13 protein-coding genes are annotated in these 17,891 nt (G+C 57.2%); 8 read left to right on the top strand and 5 right to left on the bottom strand.

Going from position 1 to position 17,891, the window contains the following annotated elements:
- Positions 1–125 precede the first annotated feature (125 nt).
- Genes Poly21_RS14330 through Poly21_RS14320 form a run of 3 tightly spaced genes read left to right on the top strand, consistent with a single transcriptional unit; the run spans position 126 to position 3,299 of the window.
- Positions 126–1,049 carry a dihydrodipicolinate synthase family protein gene (locus Poly21_RS14330; RefSeq protein WP_146407651.1) on the top strand — a complete coding sequence of 308 codons (924 nt, stop codon included), beginning with the start codon at positions 126–128 and terminating at the stop codon, positions 1,047–1,049.
- Positions 1,046–2,668 carry a sodium:solute symporter family protein gene (locus Poly21_RS14325; RefSeq protein WP_146407650.1) on the top strand — a complete coding sequence of 541 codons (1,623 nt, stop codon included), beginning with the start codon at positions 1,046–1,048 and terminating at the stop codon, positions 2,666–2,668. Before Poly21_RS14330 ends, Poly21_RS14325 begins: the two co-directional genes overlap by 4 nt.
- Positions 2,661–3,299, top strand: coding sequence for a DNA-3-methyladenine glycosylase I (locus Poly21_RS14320; protein WP_146407649.1), 639 nt, complete (start codon positions 2,661–2,663; stop codon positions 3,297–3,299). The genes Poly21_RS14325 and Poly21_RS14320 overlap by 8 nt, the downstream gene beginning before the upstream one ends.
- A gap of 268 nt (positions 3,300–3,567) precedes the next feature.
- Here the strand turns inward: Poly21_RS14320 and Poly21_RS14315 are convergent, their stop codons facing one another.
- A complete protein-coding gene (locus Poly21_RS14315) occupies positions 3,568–5,082 on the bottom strand; it encodes a high affinity choline transporter 1 (RefSeq protein WP_146407648.1) in 1,515 nt (504 codons plus the stop codon).
- Positions 5,083–5,268: 186 nt separating this feature from the next.
- Entirely contained in the window at positions 5,269–6,099 is an 831-nt protein-coding gene (locus tag Poly21_RS14310; protein ID WP_146407647.1) for an EcsC family protein, read from the bottom strand.
- A 376-nt stretch (positions 6,100–6,475) separates the two neighbouring features.
- Here Poly21_RS14310 and Poly21_RS14305 point away from each other — a divergent pair, with 376 nt between their 5' ends.
- The 3 genes from Poly21_RS14305 (at position 6,476) to Poly21_RS14295 (ending at position 11,466) form a co-directional block, all read left to right on the top strand.
- The gene (locus Poly21_RS14305; protein ID WP_302118924.1) at positions 6,476–7,012 is read left to right on the top strand and encodes a response regulator; all 537 of its coding nucleotides are present in this window, start codon (positions 6,476–6,478) and stop codon (positions 7,010–7,012) included.
- 135 nt (positions 7,013–7,147) lie between these two features.
- The gene (locus Poly21_RS14300; RefSeq protein ID WP_146407646.1) at positions 7,148–9,970 is read left to right on the top strand and encodes a c-type cytochrome; all 2,823 of its coding nucleotides are present in this window, start codon (positions 7,148–7,150) and stop codon (positions 9,968–9,970) included.
- 2 nt (positions 9,971–9,972) lie between these two features.
- On the top strand, positions 9,973–11,466 hold the full coding sequence (locus tag Poly21_RS14295) for a DUF7133 domain-containing protein (protein ID WP_302118923.1): 1,494 nt from the start codon (positions 9,973–9,975) through the stop codon (positions 11,464–11,466).
- A gap of 108 nt (positions 11,467–11,574) precedes the next feature.
- Here Poly21_RS14295 and Poly21_RS14290 read toward each other — a convergent pair whose 3' ends face one another.
- Together Poly21_RS14290 and Poly21_RS14285 are read right to left on the bottom strand one after the other, a co-directional pair.
- Entirely contained in the window at positions 11,575–12,594 is a 1,020-nt protein-coding gene (locus tag Poly21_RS14290; RefSeq protein ID WP_146407645.1) for an SDR family NAD(P)-dependent oxidoreductase, read from the bottom strand.
- Entirely contained in the window at positions 12,591–12,809 is a 219-nt protein-coding gene (locus tag Poly21_RS14285; RefSeq protein ID WP_146407644.1) for a hypervirulence associated TUDOR domain-containing protein, read from the bottom strand. Before Poly21_RS14285 ends, Poly21_RS14290 begins: the two co-directional genes overlap by 4 nt.
- A 347-nt stretch (positions 12,810–13,156) precedes the next feature.
- On the opposite strand from Poly21_RS14285, the gene Poly21_RS14280 reads away from it, so the two are divergent.
- Positions 13,157–14,410 carry a putative DNA modification/repair radical SAM protein gene (locus tag Poly21_RS14280; RefSeq protein ID WP_146407643.1) on the top strand — a complete coding sequence of 418 codons (1,254 nt, stop codon included), beginning with the start codon at positions 13,157–13,159 and terminating at the stop codon, positions 14,408–14,410.
- Positions 14,407–15,855, top strand: coding sequence for a UdgX family uracil-DNA binding protein (locus tag Poly21_RS14275; protein ID WP_146407642.1), 1,449 nt, complete (start codon positions 14,407–14,409; stop codon positions 15,853–15,855). Before Poly21_RS14280 ends, Poly21_RS14275 begins: the two co-directional genes overlap by 4 nt.
- A gap of 333 nt (positions 15,856–16,188) precedes the next feature.
- Here the strand turns inward: Poly21_RS14275 and Poly21_RS14265 are convergent, their stop codons facing one another.
- Entirely contained in the window at positions 16,189–17,874 is a 1,686-nt protein-coding gene (locus tag Poly21_RS14265; protein ID WP_146407640.1) for a CehA/McbA family metallohydrolase domain-containing protein, read from the bottom strand.
- Positions 17,875–17,891 lie beyond the last annotated feature (17 nt).

The raw sequence follows: 17,891 nt of genomic DNA, 5'->3' as shown, positions 1-17,891 counted from the left end.
GTCTCGATCACCCCGGGTTCGCAGCGTTTGACTCTCGCGGTGCGGTCCACTTTCCAATCATTCACGCACCGCGTATGATCTATAGACTCTTAGTCTCCTCGATCTATTTCTTTGTGAAAGTACCTATGTCCGTGTCTTCGCACTCGTCCGCACTCTCGCTTCGCGGAATTGTGCCGCCTTTGATCACTCCGCTGAGCGCCCGTGACGTGCTCGATCGTGAAGGGCTCGCCCGATTGCTCGACCACGTGATTGGCGGTGGGGCTGTGGGCGTGTTCATTTTGGGGACGACTGGCGAGGCACCGAGCTTGAGCTACCGACTGCGCCGCGAACTCATTGCGGAAACGATTCGTTTGGTAGACGGCCGAGTTCCCGTGCTGGTGGGCGTCACCGATACCGCTTTTGTCGAAACCGTGAACTTGGCGGAGTATGCCGCAGAGTGCGGTGCCGATGGGGCAGTTCTGACAACGCCATACTACTTTCCCGCTGGGCAGACCGAGTTGACGTCTTATGTGGAGAACATCCAACCGTTAATTCCGCTGCCGCTGATGCTTTACAACATGCCGCAGTTAACCAAGGTCTGGTTTGAGATCGAAACTCTGCGTCGACTTTCATCGCTCGAAGGTATCGTGGGGGTGAAGGATAGCAGCGGTGACATGGAATACTTCGCACGTCTGTGCGAGTTGAAGCAGGAGCGTCCGGATTGGTCCATTTTGCTCGGGCCGGAAGCCAAACTCGCCGAAGCTCACTCGCTCGGGGGCGATGGTGGCGTGTGTGGTGGTGCCAACGTCATGCCCGGTTTGTTCAACGATTGTTACGAGGCGTTGCGTGATGGCGATGCCGCCAAGCAGCAGTTGTCGCAGCGCAAGATCGATCGTTTCCAAGACATCTATGAGATTGGCAAATACGCCTCTCGGCATATCAAAGCGACCAAGGCGGCCGCGTCGTTAATCGGCATTTGCGGTGACCTACCGGCCGATCCGTTTCACGCTTTTGCTCAGCCCGAGCGAGACCGTGTGGCCGAAATCCTTCGCAGCGTGGAGAGCTTGTGATCGCCGCAACTTTTTTCACTGGCGTCGACTGGGCAGTCCTGCTGGGATACTTCGTTGGTATCCTTGGATTGGGACTGTATTTTTGGCGGCGTAACAACTCTGCGGAAGAGTTTAGTGCTGGCGGGCGAACGCTCTCGGGATGGCTGTGTGGCTTGTCGATCTTCGCCACCTATTTAAGCAGCATCAGCTATTTGGCACTGCCTGGCAAAGCCTTTGTCGATAACTGGAATGTGTTCGTGTATTCGCTGGCGTTGCCGTTGGCGGCGGCGATCGCGGTACGCTTTTTCGTGCCCCTGTATCGGCATTCTGGGGAGGTCTCGGCGTATTCGCTGTTGGAACGCCGCTTTGGATTGTGGGCTCGAATCTACGCGAGTTGTTTCTACCTGCTCTATCAGATCGCGCGGATTGGCGTCGTCATGTACCTGATGGCTCTCCCGATGGCGGTGCTATTTGGTTGGGACATTCGCACCGTCATTCTGTGTACCGGCGTGGCCGTGACGGTTTACTCGTTCGTCGGCGGCCTGGTCGCAGTCATCTGGGCTGACGCGATTCAGGCCGTGGTGTTATTAGCAGGGGCTTTGCTGGCTCTCGGAATTCTCCTGTGGGATATGCCGGGCGGACCATCCGAAGTCATCGAAGTTGCCGACGCCGCCAACAAATTCTCGCTATCCCCTGAAAACGCTACCTTTTGGGACATTTCAGAAAAGACGATCTGGGTGATCTTCGCCTATGGGATCTTTGATAACCTGCGAAATTTCGGTATCGACCAGAGTTATATCCAACGCTACATCGCAGCGCGAAGCGACCACGAAGCTGCGAAAAGCGTGTGGTTCGGCGCGCTGCTGTACGTTCCCGTGAGCGCTCTATTCCTATTCATCGGGTCGTCGTTGTACGCGTACTACGAAAGTCATCCGACTGATCTCCAGGAAGTCCGCGTCATTGTTGCTGAGCAGAAGCTGATGCAGGCGGGAATTCCTCTCGATGCACCGGATTATGATTTGCAGCTGTCCGAAACAGCCGCGGCTCTCTCCGAGCGGGACTTGGGTGATCGCGTCTTCCCGCACTTCATCGCATCCCATTTGCCCCAAGGGGCGCGAGGACTATTAATCGCGGCAATTTTCGCTGCTGCGATGAGCACGGTTTCGACCTCGCTCAACTCATCGGCAACGCTCGTCATGAGCGACTTTTTCAAGCGACTGATACGGCCCAACTCCACCGACGCGGAAGACGTCAGTGTGCTGCGACTTTCGACGATCGCATGGGGAGTGATGGGCACCATGATGGCGTTGGCTTTGATTCGCCTCACCGAAAGCGCCCTGGATGTGTGGTGGTTGTTGTCCGGCGTATTAGGGGCAGCGATCATCGGCCTGTTTTTACTGGGGGTATTGGTACCTGCGATTCGTAGTCCGGGTGCCATTGGAGCTTCCGCAGTCGGAGTGATGTTGGTCGCATGGATGGCGGCATCCCGCTCGGCGTACTGGCCCGAGTCGCTCTCGGGATGGGCGAGTCCATTCGAACCGCTGCTGGCGATTGTCTTTGGCCCGATCGTGATGGTGGGGATTGGCTGTATTGTCTCGCTGTTGGGAACCCCCGAACCCACCAAGTCGCCTGATGAGTGAGGCTGCAGGAAAGCATCTCGCTGACATCTCGATTGATCCCAGGGGCCGCCAACGGTGCTGGTGGTGTGGGGCCGACGCGATGTATCGCGACTACCACGACGATGAATGGGGACACCCGACCGCCGACGATCGACATCTTTTTGAAAAGATCTGCTTGGAAGGATTCCAGTGCGGCCTGTCGTGGTTGACGATCCTGCGTCGCCGTGAGGCTTTTCGCACTGCCTTCCACGACTTTCACATTGAGTCCGTTGCCGCCATGACCGCGGAGGATGTGCAGCGATTGGTCGCTGATGATACGATCATTCGTCATCGCGGTAAGATCGAAGCGACGATCCACAATGCGGCGCGGGCCCTCGAAATGCAAGCCACCGACGGTTCATTGGCAGCGTTCTTTTGGAGCTATGAACCTGAGAGCAGCCCCAAGGTGCTTACCCGCAACGATGTCCGCCCGGTAACGGATGAGTCACACGCGATGGCCAAGGAACTCAAACGCCGGGGCTGGAAGTTTATCGGTCCCACGACTTGCTACGCCTTCATGCAGTCGGTGGGAATGGTCAACGATCACTTGGCGGAATGTGACGATCACGCCCGCATCGAACAGCAGCGCAAGCGATTCACGCGGCCCCATTAGGCAAGCGCCGCCATGTGGATAGTTGCCTCCGCTTCGACACCGGCGGCAGGTCCTCCTGTTTGTCCTCTGGTGGATTACCCCCCGGATGCAGCGGACTAGGTTTCCGCCGGGCTTCGTATCAAGCTCGCCGGGCTTCGTATCAAGCTGTGGTGGGACCGATTTGGTTGACGCAGTAGCGATCCGCGTACTGGGTGCCTTAAGGCATTCGTCTGCCGAGAGATGACGGCCGAGCCACTTTGCTTAACCGGGCGTGGATGGGCAAGCCCGCTTACATCGATACGTCGGGGTCTTGGATCGGAGGTGGTGTTGATTTGGCGACCACGATTCCGAAGAGTAGCCCAGCGAGACTGACGGCGATGCCAGCCAATTCGTGAGGGATGGCCCACCCGAGCGGCCCCAGCCAGGGCTCGAAAAACATCTCCCAACCGCAGACAAAGTGAAGCATCCATACCGCGATGCCCCATCCCATGGCGAACCACGCCGCCTGCGGTGGCAGGCGTTTGTTGTGAATCCCAAAGACGAAGGGAACAAACAGACTGACCAACGCCATCGAGTAGGAAGCTTGCACGAGTTCATACGCGCCTTGCCCACTCAACGCCAGCACCGCCGATACGATCGTCACTGCCACGATTGCACCACGTTGCAGCAACAAGAGTTGGGATTGTGAGAGCGGTGCAGTCCGGCGTAGCCGCCAAGCGGGCTCGACCAAGTTGTGAGCCATCACCGCCGAGGGCGCCATCACGGCACTGACGATTGTCGACAATACCGCCGAAACAATCGCTAGGAAGAAAACCAGTAGTAACGCGGGATTGAGTAACTTAGCCGCAACCATCACGACGACGCCATCGAGTTCACCGTGTTCACGCGGTAGCAACAAATGGGCTGCCATGCCGGTACCGACAGGCAGGATCCCCATCAACAGGTACCCGCCGCTGGCTACCAAGCATGCCTTGACCGCCACCGCGTCGCTCCGCGCAGAAAAGATTCGCTGCATCAAATCTTGCATGGGTAGATTGCCCAACGCACCGATCGCGAGTGCGCTAACAGCCACCATCGTATCCCGCCAGAATGTTTCAGGATCCGCAATTCGCCAGCGGCTGTCGGCGATGTCAGTGCGCATGGTGGTGATCCCAGCAGCGACACTGCCATCCCCAAGATAGATCAAAATGGCGTGCCCCAGCACCAAGAGTCCGATCAGGATCAATCCCATCTGGATGGCATCGGTCCAGGTGATTGTCCACATCCCTCCCATCAGCGTGTAACCGGTGCCGACCGAAGCAACGAGAATGATCCCCACCTCCTTTGGCAGCCCAAAGAAAACTTCGAGGATTTGGGCCAGGGCGACGAACTGGGCCGCCACCCAACCGAAGTAACTGGGCACGATGATCAACGACGCCAACTTTTCGGCGGCGGTTCCGTACCGAACGCGAAAGAAATCCGAAACGGTGAGGATGCCCATTCGCCACATCGGTCCTGCGATGAACAGCCCAGCCAATAGCAAGCACAAGGCGATTCCGACGGGATCAAGCATGGCTTTACGAAGTCCCTCATTGCCAACTTCGTCGGCCGTTGTCATCAAAGACTCAGCACCGAACCAGGTGGCAATGATCGTGATCGCTGCCAGGGATGTCGGTAAGCGGCGGCCCGCCAGGACGAAGTCCTCGACATTTTGAATGCGGCGTTGGGCAAGCCAACCGATCAAGTACAAGCCAGCACAATAGACCAGCAACGCACCGAGAAAAACGCCGTACATTCCGGCTGGCAAATGTGTCGATTCGAGCATAGACGCGGAGCAAAAGCGGAAGAAACACAACAACTATTTTTGCGGCAGCAATTTAGCGAAATCGCTCCTGCCTGCGACGGCCAAAATGGCCAAAAAACAATTTTTGTTAGGCTCTCAGTGCCCGGTTTCACCGCGTCTTCGAATGGACGTGCTACCCGTGCGAGTGAATGTCAGTTCAGGCAGATTTCACGATGTGGATCGGGCGGCATCGATCCTGTTGTACGCCTCTTCAATCAACAATTTGCCGTACTCTCGCTCCAACCGGCGGACGGTGAAGTGAGCACGCGCCAATTCTTGGTAGTGATCGATGAAATAGCTGTTAATCAATGCACCACCCACCGCACCGATCACGGGAATTGCTTGAGCGGCCAGCTTTTCGCTGACCACCACTCCAAAGCGATGGCTGATCATCTGCAGGAGCTTGACGAGCGGCGGTGCGGCGGTCTCGCTGACACCGTATTTCAAGACGTATTTCGACGCGTCTGCGACCTGTTTGCTCATGGCTGCACGGACTGCGAAATAGCCGATTTCGGTATCGTCCCCGCCATCCCCCTCATCACCGCCATCGATCGCGAACACCTCCAAGCAAGCGAGCTGAGTCTTGACATCGGTTAGGTCTTCGCCTTGCGACCTCGCGATGTCAGCGACGCTACGGAGAATCAGCACGGTAGACACTGGCAGTTCGAGTGCGACGGTAGAGAGTCCAAACGCTCCCCCGGCAGCCCCTGATAGCCCCGCCATCAATTTATGACTGAACAACTTGGGTTTCCCATTGGGCGTCTCCTCACCGAGGGTCCGCAAGGCCACCTTGAGCGCTGCCTGCAATGATTTCTCCACAGCCGAGTGCAGGGCGTCCTCCGCGATGGACGGCAACAGCTTGATCGATGCCGTAATCGGTGCCCCCATCAGCTCGGTCAACCGCTCAGCAAGTCCGTGATGTTCGAGTGTCTCTTTTGCTTCCTGTAGCTCCACCAGCACGTCGTCGGGCAGTTCGCCTTGAATCCATTGATCTGTCATCGACCACAGTTCTCCTAATTAGAGCGTTCCGGCAGTAGGTTTAGCGTGTAACTCGTGCATCTCTCCCTGCGGCCAGACTTTTAATCTAGCCGAAACGCGCCAGCAATGGGTAACGAATCTGACCGCGAGAAATGGCGATGTGGCACGATAACATCATGACCTCGCTCGCCAATTGACAACGGTACCTAAGTTGCCAAACGGAACGAGAGTTGCTACAGATTGTCCATTAATGATCAACAGGGGCACAGCGAGGGGCACAGCGATCAGCAAGGGCGCAGGTCATCACTGATGTTCTCGACCCTGGGATGCCACCGTTGAGCTGATGCCCCATTTTAATTGCGAACTGAACACGGTGCCTTCATCGTAGTTCGATGTCATGCAATTGCTCAGCCCCACCGCATTGCCCCGCCCGCAGGTATCTGGAAACATGGACGAAAATTTGGTAGCGCCGCGATGCGTGATTGCCGACGACATCCGCAGCTCGCGGGAAATGCTTAAGCGATGGATGCGAGAAATTGGTGTGGAGACGTTCACCGGATCGAATGGGGGAGAGGCGTGGCAGCACCTTAAACGCGTTCCTTGCGACTTGCTTATCACGGATATCGAGATGCCCAGCATGAGTGGGTTGGATCTCATCCGCCAGCTCCGGAGCGACGGTGACCCGAAATGCAACCAGCTGCCGATCATCGTCATCACCAGTCTCTCCGACGAAAAGATGAGCGATCTTGCAGACGAGTTTCAAGCCACCACAATCGTAATCAAACCACTCGAGAAATCAGTTGTGCTGAGCGTCGCGGAAAAGCTTCTACGCGGCGACGCGGTTGAAAAGCTCTACCCATCTAGTCAGATTGGGGGCAGAGGAACCACCGGTATCTCGCCCTCGCTACGCAATCTGATCGAGCGGGCAAAATAGATCCGCCAGGCTGTGCCAGGGGCTAGCAACATGGCAGCCTACCATGGTGCCTTAAAAATCGGGTTCGGCCAGTCCGACGGTTCGGCCACGCTATGCTAAAATATCGCAGCCACGTCTGCTGCGAGAACCTGAGCCATGAATTTCACAAATCTGTCTGTAAAAGTCTCTGTATGGCTGTTGGTTTTGTTGACCATGGAGGCATCTCGGGCAGAGAGACTCTCAGAAAAGCTAAAAACTGAGTCCCCCCTGACACTCGCTGAGGACTCTCGCCAGCACGGCGACGCCGTACGAGGTTCCATTCTCTACACCAGCCCCAAGCTGGCCTGCACCCAGTGCCACGCAACTGGCGGTGTGGACCTCGCGGGCCCTAATTTGACACGTTTGGGCGAGCAGATCTCCGACGTCGACGTGGTTCGAGCGATCCTGACGCCCTCCTTGTCCATTCGGAAGGGATACGAATCGACGCGAATTTTGACGGTCGATGGCGAGGTTCTCACGGGGCGCATTGTTAGCTCAAAGGACGAAAGTCTGACCCTGCAAACGGCAACACCCGGTGCACCAGCGATCACACTGAAACTCGCCGACATCGAAGAGAGATTCCCGAGCAAGCAGTCAGCGATGCCTGATAACATTGTCGATCAATTGAAGAACCGTCGAGAGTTCTTAGATCTGGCTCGCTACGTCATGCAACTGACCGCCATGGATTCGACAGGGTCACCCAGTTCCGGCACCCCGCCGGTCACAACTCCGACGGCGGGCCAAACCTTGTCGCCGGAACTGCAGGGGGTCGTGCTGCTCAACGAATTTAATTGCGCCGCCTGCCATCGCGATGACTTGCCGTCCCATACCACCGTCGCCAAGCATGCGCCTGACTTGCGTTGGACTGCCGAGAACGTCGACCCACATCACTTGCTCGAGTTCATCGCCGCCCCTCACGTGACCAAAACAGGCACGCTGATGCCCGATGTGATGACAGAGCTCAGCAACGAAGATCGGCAGCTGGCGGCCAAGCAATTGACTCACTACATCGTGTCGCTTGGAGAGCGTGATTTCACGCGGCAAGACATTGACACCGATGCGGCCGAGCGAGGTGACAAACTGTTTCATTCGGTCGGCTGCGTTGCCTGTCATTCACCTCGCGACGAGTCAGGTCGCGAGACCTTACCAGGTGACTCGGTGCCCTTGGGACGCATTCCCGAAAAGTACAGCGTTGCGTCATTGGCGAGCTTTCTAGAAAACCCGCTTCAAGCTCGACCGTCGGAGCGAATGCCGAACATGCGTTTAACGCACTGGGAGGCGATCGACCTTGCGAGTTATCTCTGCTTGGATGCAACGAATGAATGGAACTACACGTTCGCCGTCGATCTTGAATTAGCAGCGCAGGGGCAGAAACGCCTACACGAACTCCGGTGCGTGAACTGCCATACCGAACAGCGTCTCACACCCCCAAACGATCCCGCGCCAACGGATCTATTGTCGTTGTCAGAAGTCAATCCCGAGCGTGGCTGCTTGTCGGATGCGAGGGGAACATGGCCGCAGTTTGACACGACCTCGGAGCAACGTGACCAGATGCGAGCGGCGATTTCTCGGCCTTCGAAGAAATTGAGCGATCGTGATCAGATTGCAGTCACGTTGACCGCGTTTCGCTGCTTGAATTGTCATCGTCGTGATGAACTCGGCGGTATCGCATCGGATCGCGATACCTATTTCCAAACGACCAATCCCAACCTGGGACCGCAGGGTCGTATACCACCGACATTGACTCAGGTCGGGGCTAAACTGAAACCGACATGGCTGCGCCAGGTGCTCGTCAGTGGACGAGCCATTCGGCCGTACATGCAGACGCGGATGCCACAGTATCACGCTGAAAACGTCGCGCATCTGGTCGACCAATTCGCGGCAGTCGACGAACTACCCGCCATTTCACATGGGACGTTTACCGACGAGAAAGCCACACGCCAAGTCGGGGCTCAGTTGGCTGGTACGGATGGATTGAACTGTATCGCCTGCCACACATTCCAACTCAAGCAATCCGCAAATATGCCTGCAGTCGATCTGACTGAGATGGCTGCACGATTGCAAAAGGATTGGTTTTATCACTACATGCTCGATCCTCAGCGGCTAAGTCCCAATACGGTGATGCCGACGTTTTGGCCCCAGGGACAAGCGATGAGAGACGATATCCTTGAAGGTGATGCCAACAATCAAGTCGAAGCGTTGTGGCTGTATTTGCTCGATGGACGGCAAGCGGCGACCCCGCGCGGCTTGGTTCAGGAGCCGATTCGGCTGCTGGCAACAGAGGAAGCCGTGATGCTCCGACGCGCCTACCCAGGTATCGGAAAACGAGGCATCGGGGTCGGTTATCCCGGCGGTCTTAACATCGCCTATGACGCCGAACAAATGCGGTTGGCGACCATCTGGAAGGGTGTGTTCGCAGACCCAGCGGGTGTGTGGCGGAGCCAGGGGCACGGCGTGGTGCGGCCGCTCGGTGACGATTTAGTGGAATTCGCGAAGGGCCCCGAACTGGGGAAACCGCAGTCGCCGTGGATAGTTGACGATGGACGCCCGCCCCATCATCAGTTCCGCGGCTACTCGCTCGACCATCTCCGCCGCCCCACTTTTCGGTACTCTCTCGGTGAGATCCACGTGAGCGATTACTTCGTGAACGAGCTCGACGCGACGAGTTCTGCGCCGATGTTACGCCGGACGATCACTTTTGTTTCCGACGAGAGTGAGGGGCAGGTCACCTTCCGTGTAGCCACCGGCAAGTCCATTGCGAGAACTGGTGAACGTGCCTTTGAAGTCGATGACGGGCTCCTAATACGACTCAGCGATGGACATCCAATCGATCTCGTTGCAAGCGTCCCAGGGCAACCATCTATCGAGGAACTCCGCGTCTCGTTGACGATATCGAAGTCGCCGACTGTACTGACCATTCAATACATCTGGGGAAACTAAATTTGCGTTATCTCATATTCCCATTGATCTTGATGCTCTCCCTGGTGAGGACGCACGCCGAGACGCTCGGCGAGTACTGGGGCACGGCTGAACAGGAGTCCAAGTACTACCGGATCGTCGAAGTCCCGCTGCCTGAAGATGCTGCGATTGAGGCAGGCTGTTTTGAAGTCATGCCCGAGGGCCAGCTCGCGATAGGTACGCGACGGGGCGATTTGTATATCGTCCGCGGTGCGTTTGCAGATAGCCCGCAGCCAGAGGTGTCGCTGTTCGCATCTGGCCTCGATGAATTGATGGGGATGTCGTACCGGGACGGTGCATTTACAGTCACACAGCAAGGGGAGGTGACACGCATCACGGATACCGATGGCGACGGTCGCGCCGACAACTTTGAGACGCTGAGCGACGTCTGGGGGTTTCGCAACTACCACGAATTTGCATTCGGTTCTAAGCCCGACGACCAAGGCGATACCTGGGTCGCACTCTGCCTGTCGGAGTCGTACAACTCCAAAGTGCCATTTCGAGGCTGGTGCCTCAAAGTCACGCCGGAGGGGAAAACGATCCCTGTCTGCAGCGGCATCCGCAGCCCCTGTGGCATCGGACCCAATGAGCATGGAGTGATGTTCTATGCCGAGAGCCAAGGTCCCTGGAATGGCTCGTGTTCGCTGAAAGTGCTGGAGCTCGGGGGCTTCATGGGGCATCCAATCAGTTTCAATTGGTATCCGCTGGCCAACGAATTGAGCGACGGACAAATGGGTGCGCCGCCGATCGTTCCCAACACGCCCTCCCGCTTGGAAATCGAACGAGAGCGGGTCAAAGAACTCGTTCCGTATGCGGTCGTGTTTCCCTACATCAAGATGGGACGTTCGATCTCCGGGTTTGTCGTTGATCGCAGCGGCGGCAAGTTCGGTCCGTTCGAGAACCAGATTTTCATCGGCGATTTCAGTTTGAGTGTTGTCATGCGGGCCACGACGGAGCAGATCAATGGAGTGTGGCAGGGGGCGTGCTATCCGTTTCGCGAGGGCTTGGCGACTGGTTTGCTGGCGTGCGCATTCACCCCGGAAGGTGATTTGATTGTGGGTGGCACCAACCGAGGATGGCCCGTGCGCGGACCGCGGCCATTCGCAGTTCAACGATTGGATTGGACCGGCGTTGTCCCGTTTGAGATCAAGGAAATCCAGGCCCGTCCCGATGGATTTGGAATTACGTTCACCCTGCCGGTTGACCGTGAGATTGCTGCTGATCCTCGTTCCTATGACCTGACGACTTATACCCATATGTATCGTCAAGCATATGGCAGCCCCGAAGTCGATCACACGACTCCCACGATTCTAGCTGCCGAAGTTTCTGAGGATGGTCTGCGAGTGAATCTGCGTGTCGAGGGACTCGTTCGAGGGCATGTTCACCAATTTGATCTCGATACGATTCGCTCCCGGGATGACGCAGAGCTCGTCCATACGAACGCGTATTACACCCTCAACGAGATCCCCCAGGAATGAACGAGGTTTGGCCATGGATGGTTCTGCGATCACCCGTTGGCGGAGTGAGCAGCGACGCGTGAGCCTCCAGGCAGTCGTTCGAATCCAAACTTCAATCTCGGCGAAGCACTACAGCTCATTGTTGGCTGCGGCAGCTCGTTGAGTCAGTTCGGTCAGGATGGACGGCGACCAGGCTGACTCGCTTTCATACCCCTTGGCTGCTGCACGACCAATGCCGCCCATTTTGGGAAGTACGCTCGCAGCCATCGCTAGGATGTCTTGAGTGATCTCAGGAAATGCATTTTGAAGAGCGATTGTGATGTTCAGCGGGCTGTGAATGAAGACTTCGCCGCGTCCCTGTTGGCAGGCATGCAAGATTTGTGCGGCAGCGGTTTCCGCATTCATCGACATGAGGGGTAGGGAGTCGCCAATACTGAACCACGCATATTCCTCGCGGTGTTGCGACTTGAAGATTGCATTGCGGGGGCTGCCGGTCCGCATCAGTCCGGGACAGGCTGTCGTGACGAAAATGTTTTCTTGCTTGAGTTCGGCACGCATCCCGTTGGACAACCCCACCAGAGCAAACTTGCTCGCCGCGTAGGGCAGCATATGGGGTACGGCACGCTTGCCGCCGAGCGACGCGACATTAACGATGCGGCCCCACCCCTGGTCTCGCATCGACGGCAAAACTCGCTGCGACATCCGCAGGGCCCCCCAACAGTTGGTTTGCATGGAGTCTTCGAAGTCGGCCATCGTCATTGAATCGAGTGGCCCGACGGAAATAATACCAGCCACATTCAGCAAGACATCCACACCTCCGAACCGCCCGGTAACCCCGTCGATGAAAGATCGAACCTCGTGATCGTCGCGCACGTCGCACGGCGCGGCAATTACCTCGGCCCCGCGATGTCTCAACTCAGCAGTGGCGGTTTCCAGGTCACTGCGGGAACGAGCACAGATCGCCAGTCGCGCTCCCTTGGCAGCCAACTGACGGGCAATCACTAAACCCAGTCCGCGGGACCCTCCGGTGATGACCACCCGCTTATTTCGCCAGTCAAAACTTCGCTGGCTCCAGATATACCTGCGGCCTAATTGCAGTGCTGTGTAGCCGGCCAACGCGCCGATGGCCACTTGAGATAAAACTTTCATGGCTTTGATAACTCACTCTCACTTTTGAGAACTTGGTCGCCGTCTTCTTGCTCAATCAGGTACGCGGGTTCTTGTTCGCTACCGTTTCGCGTTACCTCGGTGCCCTGAATCGTCTTCGTAACTTTCTCGACAAACGATTCCTTGATTTGGCCCCGTGCCACGTTGCCAGCGTAGTTCCAACTGACGTGCTGATGGATACGGAATTTTTGCGACACAAGACTCTCCTACGATCGGGCAAATGAACTGGCTCGGTAACGGATCCGACTGAGCAACGGAATTGGCTGGGTAACTGATCTATCTGGATACGGATTTATCCAAATAGTGACGAGCAAATTGCGGGCCACCCTTCGGCACAGCGAATGCTTGAGATGCTTGAGACTTGAGAGCTGAGAGCTGCCATGGGTCATCGTCCCAGTTTTGTATCCAAACGGTTTGCTGCCGCTTGGCAAACGGTGTGGCGCGGCGCCGTCGCCGGGTGTTAATATCCATACCTGCTTCACGGTTATCCGAGCCCCCACGCATTCGGACGCTCCGCCGTCCCCACCCGAGAAGCCGAGACGATATGGACGTTCGCGAGAAACTTGCCGTACTTGCCGATGCCGCGAAGTATGACGCGTCTTGCGCCAGTAGTGGCTCGAAGACCACGCGTCCGGGAGCGACTCTGGGCAGTACGGAAGGCATGGGCATTTGTCACAGCTATACCCCCGACGGCCGCTGTGTGTCGCTCCTCAAGGTGCTGCTGACGAACTATTGCATTTATGATTGTCAGTACTGCGTCAATCGCATCTCCAGCGATACTCCTCGTGCTCGTTTCACAGTCGATGAGGTCGTTGATCTGACATTGGAGTTCTACCGCCGCAACTACATCGAAGGGTTGTTTCTGAGCTCTGGGATCATACAGAACTCCGATTACACGATGGAACAGTTGACGGCTGTCGCTAAGAAGCTGCGCACCGATCATGGCTACGGCGGCTACATTCATCTCAAGACGATCCCAAATGCCACTCAGGCACTTATCGACGAGGCCGGTCGCTGGGCAGATCGCTTGAGCGTCAATATTGAATTGCCGACCGAGCAGGACTTGGTGCAACTCGCTCCTGAGAAAAAGAAGCCCGTGATCGAAGGAGCGATGAGCGGGATCCGCCAGAGAATCGAGGAATACAAGCAGGACACGAAAGCGGGATTCAAGCCGCCTCGATTTGCTCCGGCCGGGCAGAGCACCCAGATGATTGTGGGGGCAACGGGAACGCCAGACGCCGAGATTTTGCAAACCGCGTCCTCCCTGTATGCTGCCCAGCGTCTCCGGCGCGTGTACTACTCAGCGTACAGCCCGATCCCGCACGCGGATGCGAGGCTGCCGGGTCAATCACCTCCATTGGTACGAGAACACCGGCTCTATCAAGCGGATTGGCTAATTCGTTTCTACGGATTTGACGCGAATGAAATCGTAACGGAGGTGGATCAGAATCTGTCCCTGGAGATGGATCCGAAACTCGCTTGGGCAATTGCGAATCGGCATTTCTTTCCCGTCGACGTGAATCGCGCCAGCCGAGAAGAACTGCTACGTATTCCCGGGGTGGGTGTGCGTACCGTCGATCGCATCTTGAAAATTCGGCGACATCAGAGAGTCGCCGTGAGCGATATGAAAAAGCTCCGAGTTGCCTGGAAACGCGCCAAATCATTTGTGCTGACGAGCGACCACAATCCGGGGCTCGCCGATCTCGACAAGCTCGATCTTGGCAACAGAATCCGTCCAAAGACGCAGCAACTTTTGTTATTTGATGCCGCGTCGTCAGCAGTTTCGGGCGAAGTATGATGCAATTCGTCGAAGTTGACTCGTTCGAGCGGTGGCGGGCGGAGGCCCGGCGTTTGATATCCCACGGAATCCATCCCGCCGAAGTGCACTGGGGCACGGCATCGGAACAACCATCGCTGTTCGGGCTGGTACCGAGCCAGCGTACTGCTGGCGATGGAAACAAACCCGCGGCATCCACGGTGGAGTTCTCGGTACCACCGTCCTTTCTCGACCTCGCCCGACAGGTGGCATGTCATCGTGACGCAGGACGCTGGCAATTGCTGTATCGAGCGTTGTGGCGACTGAGGCACGGAGAACGCCAACTGCTGCACCTGACCACTGACGACGACGTGCATGCGCTCGGGCAGATGCGGAAGGCGGTCACGCGTGATGTGCACAAGATGAAAGCGTTTGTGCGTTTCCGTAAAGTTGCGGACGATCAAGGCAGCGAGAACTACATCGCATGGCATCGCCCCGACCATCGCATCGTGGGACTCGCAGCACCCTTCTTCGCCCGTCGATTCAAGGCCATGAATTGGTCGATCCTCACCCCGGATGAATCTGTGATGTGGGATGGAAAGGATCTCACTTATGGCCCTGGCGTCCCGGCGAGCGAGGCCCCCGACGAGGATGCGCTGGAAGATCTTTGGCGGACCTATTATGCCTCGATATTCAATCCGGCGCGTGTCAAAATCGCTGCCATGAAACGCGAGATGCCAGTGCGTCATTGGTCGACGTTGCCCGAAGCGATCCTCATCGACGACCTGCTGCGTGGGGCTCCCGCGCGCGTCGACGAGATGATCGAAAAGTCAGAAGGGCTCGCGGAGACCGCAATGAGTTTCATGCCCGCTGAGCTCGATCTCGATGCTTTGCGAGCGGCTGCCCGATGTTGCCAGGCCTGCCCTTTACACGGCCCAGCGACTCAGACGGTGTTCGGTCAGGGTTCACCGGACGCACGTTTGATGGTTATTGGCGAGCAACCGGGAGACCGTGAAGACATTGTCGGTCAGCCCTTCGTCGGGCCCGCAGGTAAGTTGCTCGACGAAGCTTTCCGGCACGCAGGCATTGACCGCTCCGAGATTTACATCACCAACGTCGTCAAGCATTTTAAGTTTGTGGAAACTGAATCGACAGGTGCATTAACAGGTGCGCCCCATCGACTACACAAGAAGCCTGACTCACGAGAGATCTTTGCTTGTCGGCCTTGGCTCGAAGCAGAAATTGCGGCGATCCGCCCTGCTGCAATCGTCTGCCTGGGGGCAACGGCAGCACAAGCTCTCTTCGGACGCGACTTTCGGATCACTCGCCGACGCGGTGACGTGATCCCAACGGAATGGTGCATGAGAACGCTCGCCACTTGGCACCCCGCCGCCATCCTGCGGATGACCGATGAGGTGCGGCGCGAGCAGATGCTGCAGCAACTGCGTCAAGATCTCAGCACCTTTGCAATCAGGGACGCGGGCTGACGATGCAGCAGCCAATTGACCGTAGATGATCGCGCAGCCTTCAATGCCCCGTCCCCAGGGAGGGCTAGACCTTTTCCAGAGGCTTCCCGCAGCACTCCAGCTTCGGTTCATGGTCCTGGCATTTACAGGCTGTTTTTACCTCGATTTCCATACCGCATTGTTTGCATTGGAGCTTATCGCCAGCTTGTGGTTTCGACATCGAATTGACCTTGTTCGAGTAGGGGAAACGGTTCAACAAAGTTGAAGTCAAAATGGTGGTGCAAAGCATGTTCCAAATTCAGCAACGCGTTTTGCCGTCGTCTGCACTGCGGCGAGTCGACGCGCGCAGCCGCTTTAGTTGGCATTGGCACTTTCGAGCCGCCCTTGCCAGAAATCTCGAGCTGAGCGGATGAAAGGTGCGTAGGCTTGCAAATCAACGGCGGGCTGGGAACGCAGATGTGTTTCGTAGTCAGCGAGCCACTGCTGGAAGACCTCGACGCTGCTGCGTGTAATGCGGGGCTTGCCATCAACCTCGAAGTACCAGGGCGCGGTCGTGGCGGCGCGAAAGTGATCCTCGTATAGGGTCACGACTCGGATCAGGGCCCAGCCGGATCGGGTGATGCGCAGGGGTGGAATCTTTCCGCCCGCCTTCGCATATTCGTCGAGTTTTGCGGAGTAGTGGATCTGGCCATTGTAGATCACCTCCAAATAGTCGACGGGGTCTTGAACGGTGAGTGTCAATTCAGCCTTCAGCAGAGCGGGGTTGCCGGAATCGACTTGAAAAACATGTCCCGGCAACTTTCCGTCGAGGTTGGCGATCAGTAGCGGCCCGTTGGTGGCGAAGCTACGTCCCGCCCACGCTCCTGACCACCACTGCGCTGCGGAATCAACGGGGCGAGGTTGCATTGTCGCGGAATCAGCGGTCTCGCCAGCTACATAGAGTCGGTTGTAACCGACTGGGTGCAGCCCGCCTTCATCACCGCTGCCGGCCAACGGGGCCAGGCGGAAGCCAGCGTCGAGGAGCTCCCAGGTGATCTGCTCAGCTTCGCGGCCGAGCGATTTCGAGTTGCGCGTTACTTTGGTGGGAAACGGCCTGCCGGTTTTCGACTGCAGCAGGGAACGATCCAGGCGCAACCAATCGCCGAGCACAAAAAAACCATCCACTTGGCCGCTGGCGAGGTAGACCGGTAGCGGCCATGCGAACGGATCTTCAATCGCGACTTTCCACGCCTCCGGTTCCTCGTCGGATGAACTGCGGCGCTGCGATGCCAGGCTGGCGAGTCGGTGCAACGCGGCCAAGTCCACATTAGTGTGCATGCGAGGATCTGCATCTGACCGCGGCGGCGTGTGATCGTCAGCGGCATAGAAGACCAAACCCGCTTGCGGTTGGGCATGTTGGCGAATCCACAAAGGATCGCTCAGCGGCGGTAGTTCATGTCGCTGGCGTTGGCCACGCAGCCCCGCGATTTCCTCGTCGGAATATTTATCGCTAGACGTACCCTGTGCCGTCGTAGCGGCAACATGTAGATCCTCGGCAGTCATGCGAATGGGTAAATTTTCTCGTGACGCCGGCACGAAGCAGTCACCGCTCGTCCACCCATACTGCTGCATGTCGAGGATCCGAGGCAGGGCGAAGGTGTGTTCGTCAGCACTTGTTTTCTCGATCGTCGAATTGCCTGAGATGACACGATATTCTGGGCCGCGGGAGACACGAAACTGGTATGCCCCCTCACTCAATTTCAGTTCAACGGGCCCGTCGATGACAAATCCGTATCCCGCCTCAACCGTGGTTCGTCCCGGCAACGGTTTGATTTTCCGCAAGCGTTTCATGCGGCTGGCTGGCCGACCGAGGCTGCTCTCAATCGTCGGGCGGGTCAACTCGATTCTCGCCACGATGGGCGTCCCCTCAGCCTCATCGACGGCGGAAACTGTCCATTTCCCCTCTGCTGCCCAGACCTGCGTCCATACCGAGAGCAACCCTAGAAGCACAAATGCGATCCCGGGGCGCTGGGTTGTTGGTTTGCATTTTGCTACAGTCATGCAGGCGATGGTGGCGG

It is taken from the genome of Allorhodopirellula heiligendammensis (genome assembly GCF_007860105.1).
Classification (GTDB): Bacteria; Planctomycetota; Planctomycetia; order Pirellulales; family Pirellulaceae; genus Rhodopirellula; species Rhodopirellula heiligendammensis.
Note: the sequence above shows the minus strand (reverse complement) of the source record. Positions and strands in the feature narration are given on the sequence as shown.

Coding starts and splice junctions, on each gene's coding strand:
- Poly21_RS14320 (WP_146407649.1), top strand. CDS start 2,661: ATGAGTGAGGCTGCAGGAAAGCATCTCGCTGACATCTCGATTGATCCC.
- Poly21_RS14280 (WP_146407643.1), top strand. CDS start 13,157: ATGGACGTTCGCGAGAAACTTGCCGTACTTGCCGATGCCGCGAAGTAT.
- Poly21_RS14310 (WP_146407647.1), bottom strand. CDS start 6,099: ATGACAGATCAATGGATTCAAGGCGAACTGCCCGACGACGTGCTGGTG.
- Poly21_RS14330 (WP_146407651.1), top strand. CDS start 126: ATGTCCGTGTCTTCGCACTCGTCCGCACTCTCGCTTCGCGGAATTGTG.
- Poly21_RS14265 (WP_146407640.1), bottom strand. CDS start 17,874: ATGACTGTAGCAAAATGCAAACCAACAACCCAGCGCCCCGGGATCGCA.
- Poly21_RS14315 (WP_146407648.1), bottom strand. CDS start 5,082: ATGCTCGAATCGACACATTTGCCAGCCGGAATGTACGGCGTTTTTCTC.
- Poly21_RS14275 (WP_146407642.1), top strand. CDS start 14,407: ATGATGCAATTCGTCGAAGTTGACTCGTTCGAGCGGTGGCGGGCGGAG.
- Poly21_RS14305 (WP_302118924.1), top strand. CDS start 6,476: ATGCAATTGCTCAGCCCCACCGCATTGCCCCGCCCGCAGGTATCTGGA.
- Poly21_RS14290 (WP_146407645.1), bottom strand. CDS start 12,594: ATGAAAGTTTTATCTCAAGTGGCCATCGGCGCGTTGGCCGGCTACACA.
- Poly21_RS14300 (WP_146407646.1), top strand. CDS start 7,148: ATGAATTTCACAAATCTGTCTGTAAAAGTCTCTGTATGGCTGTTGGTT.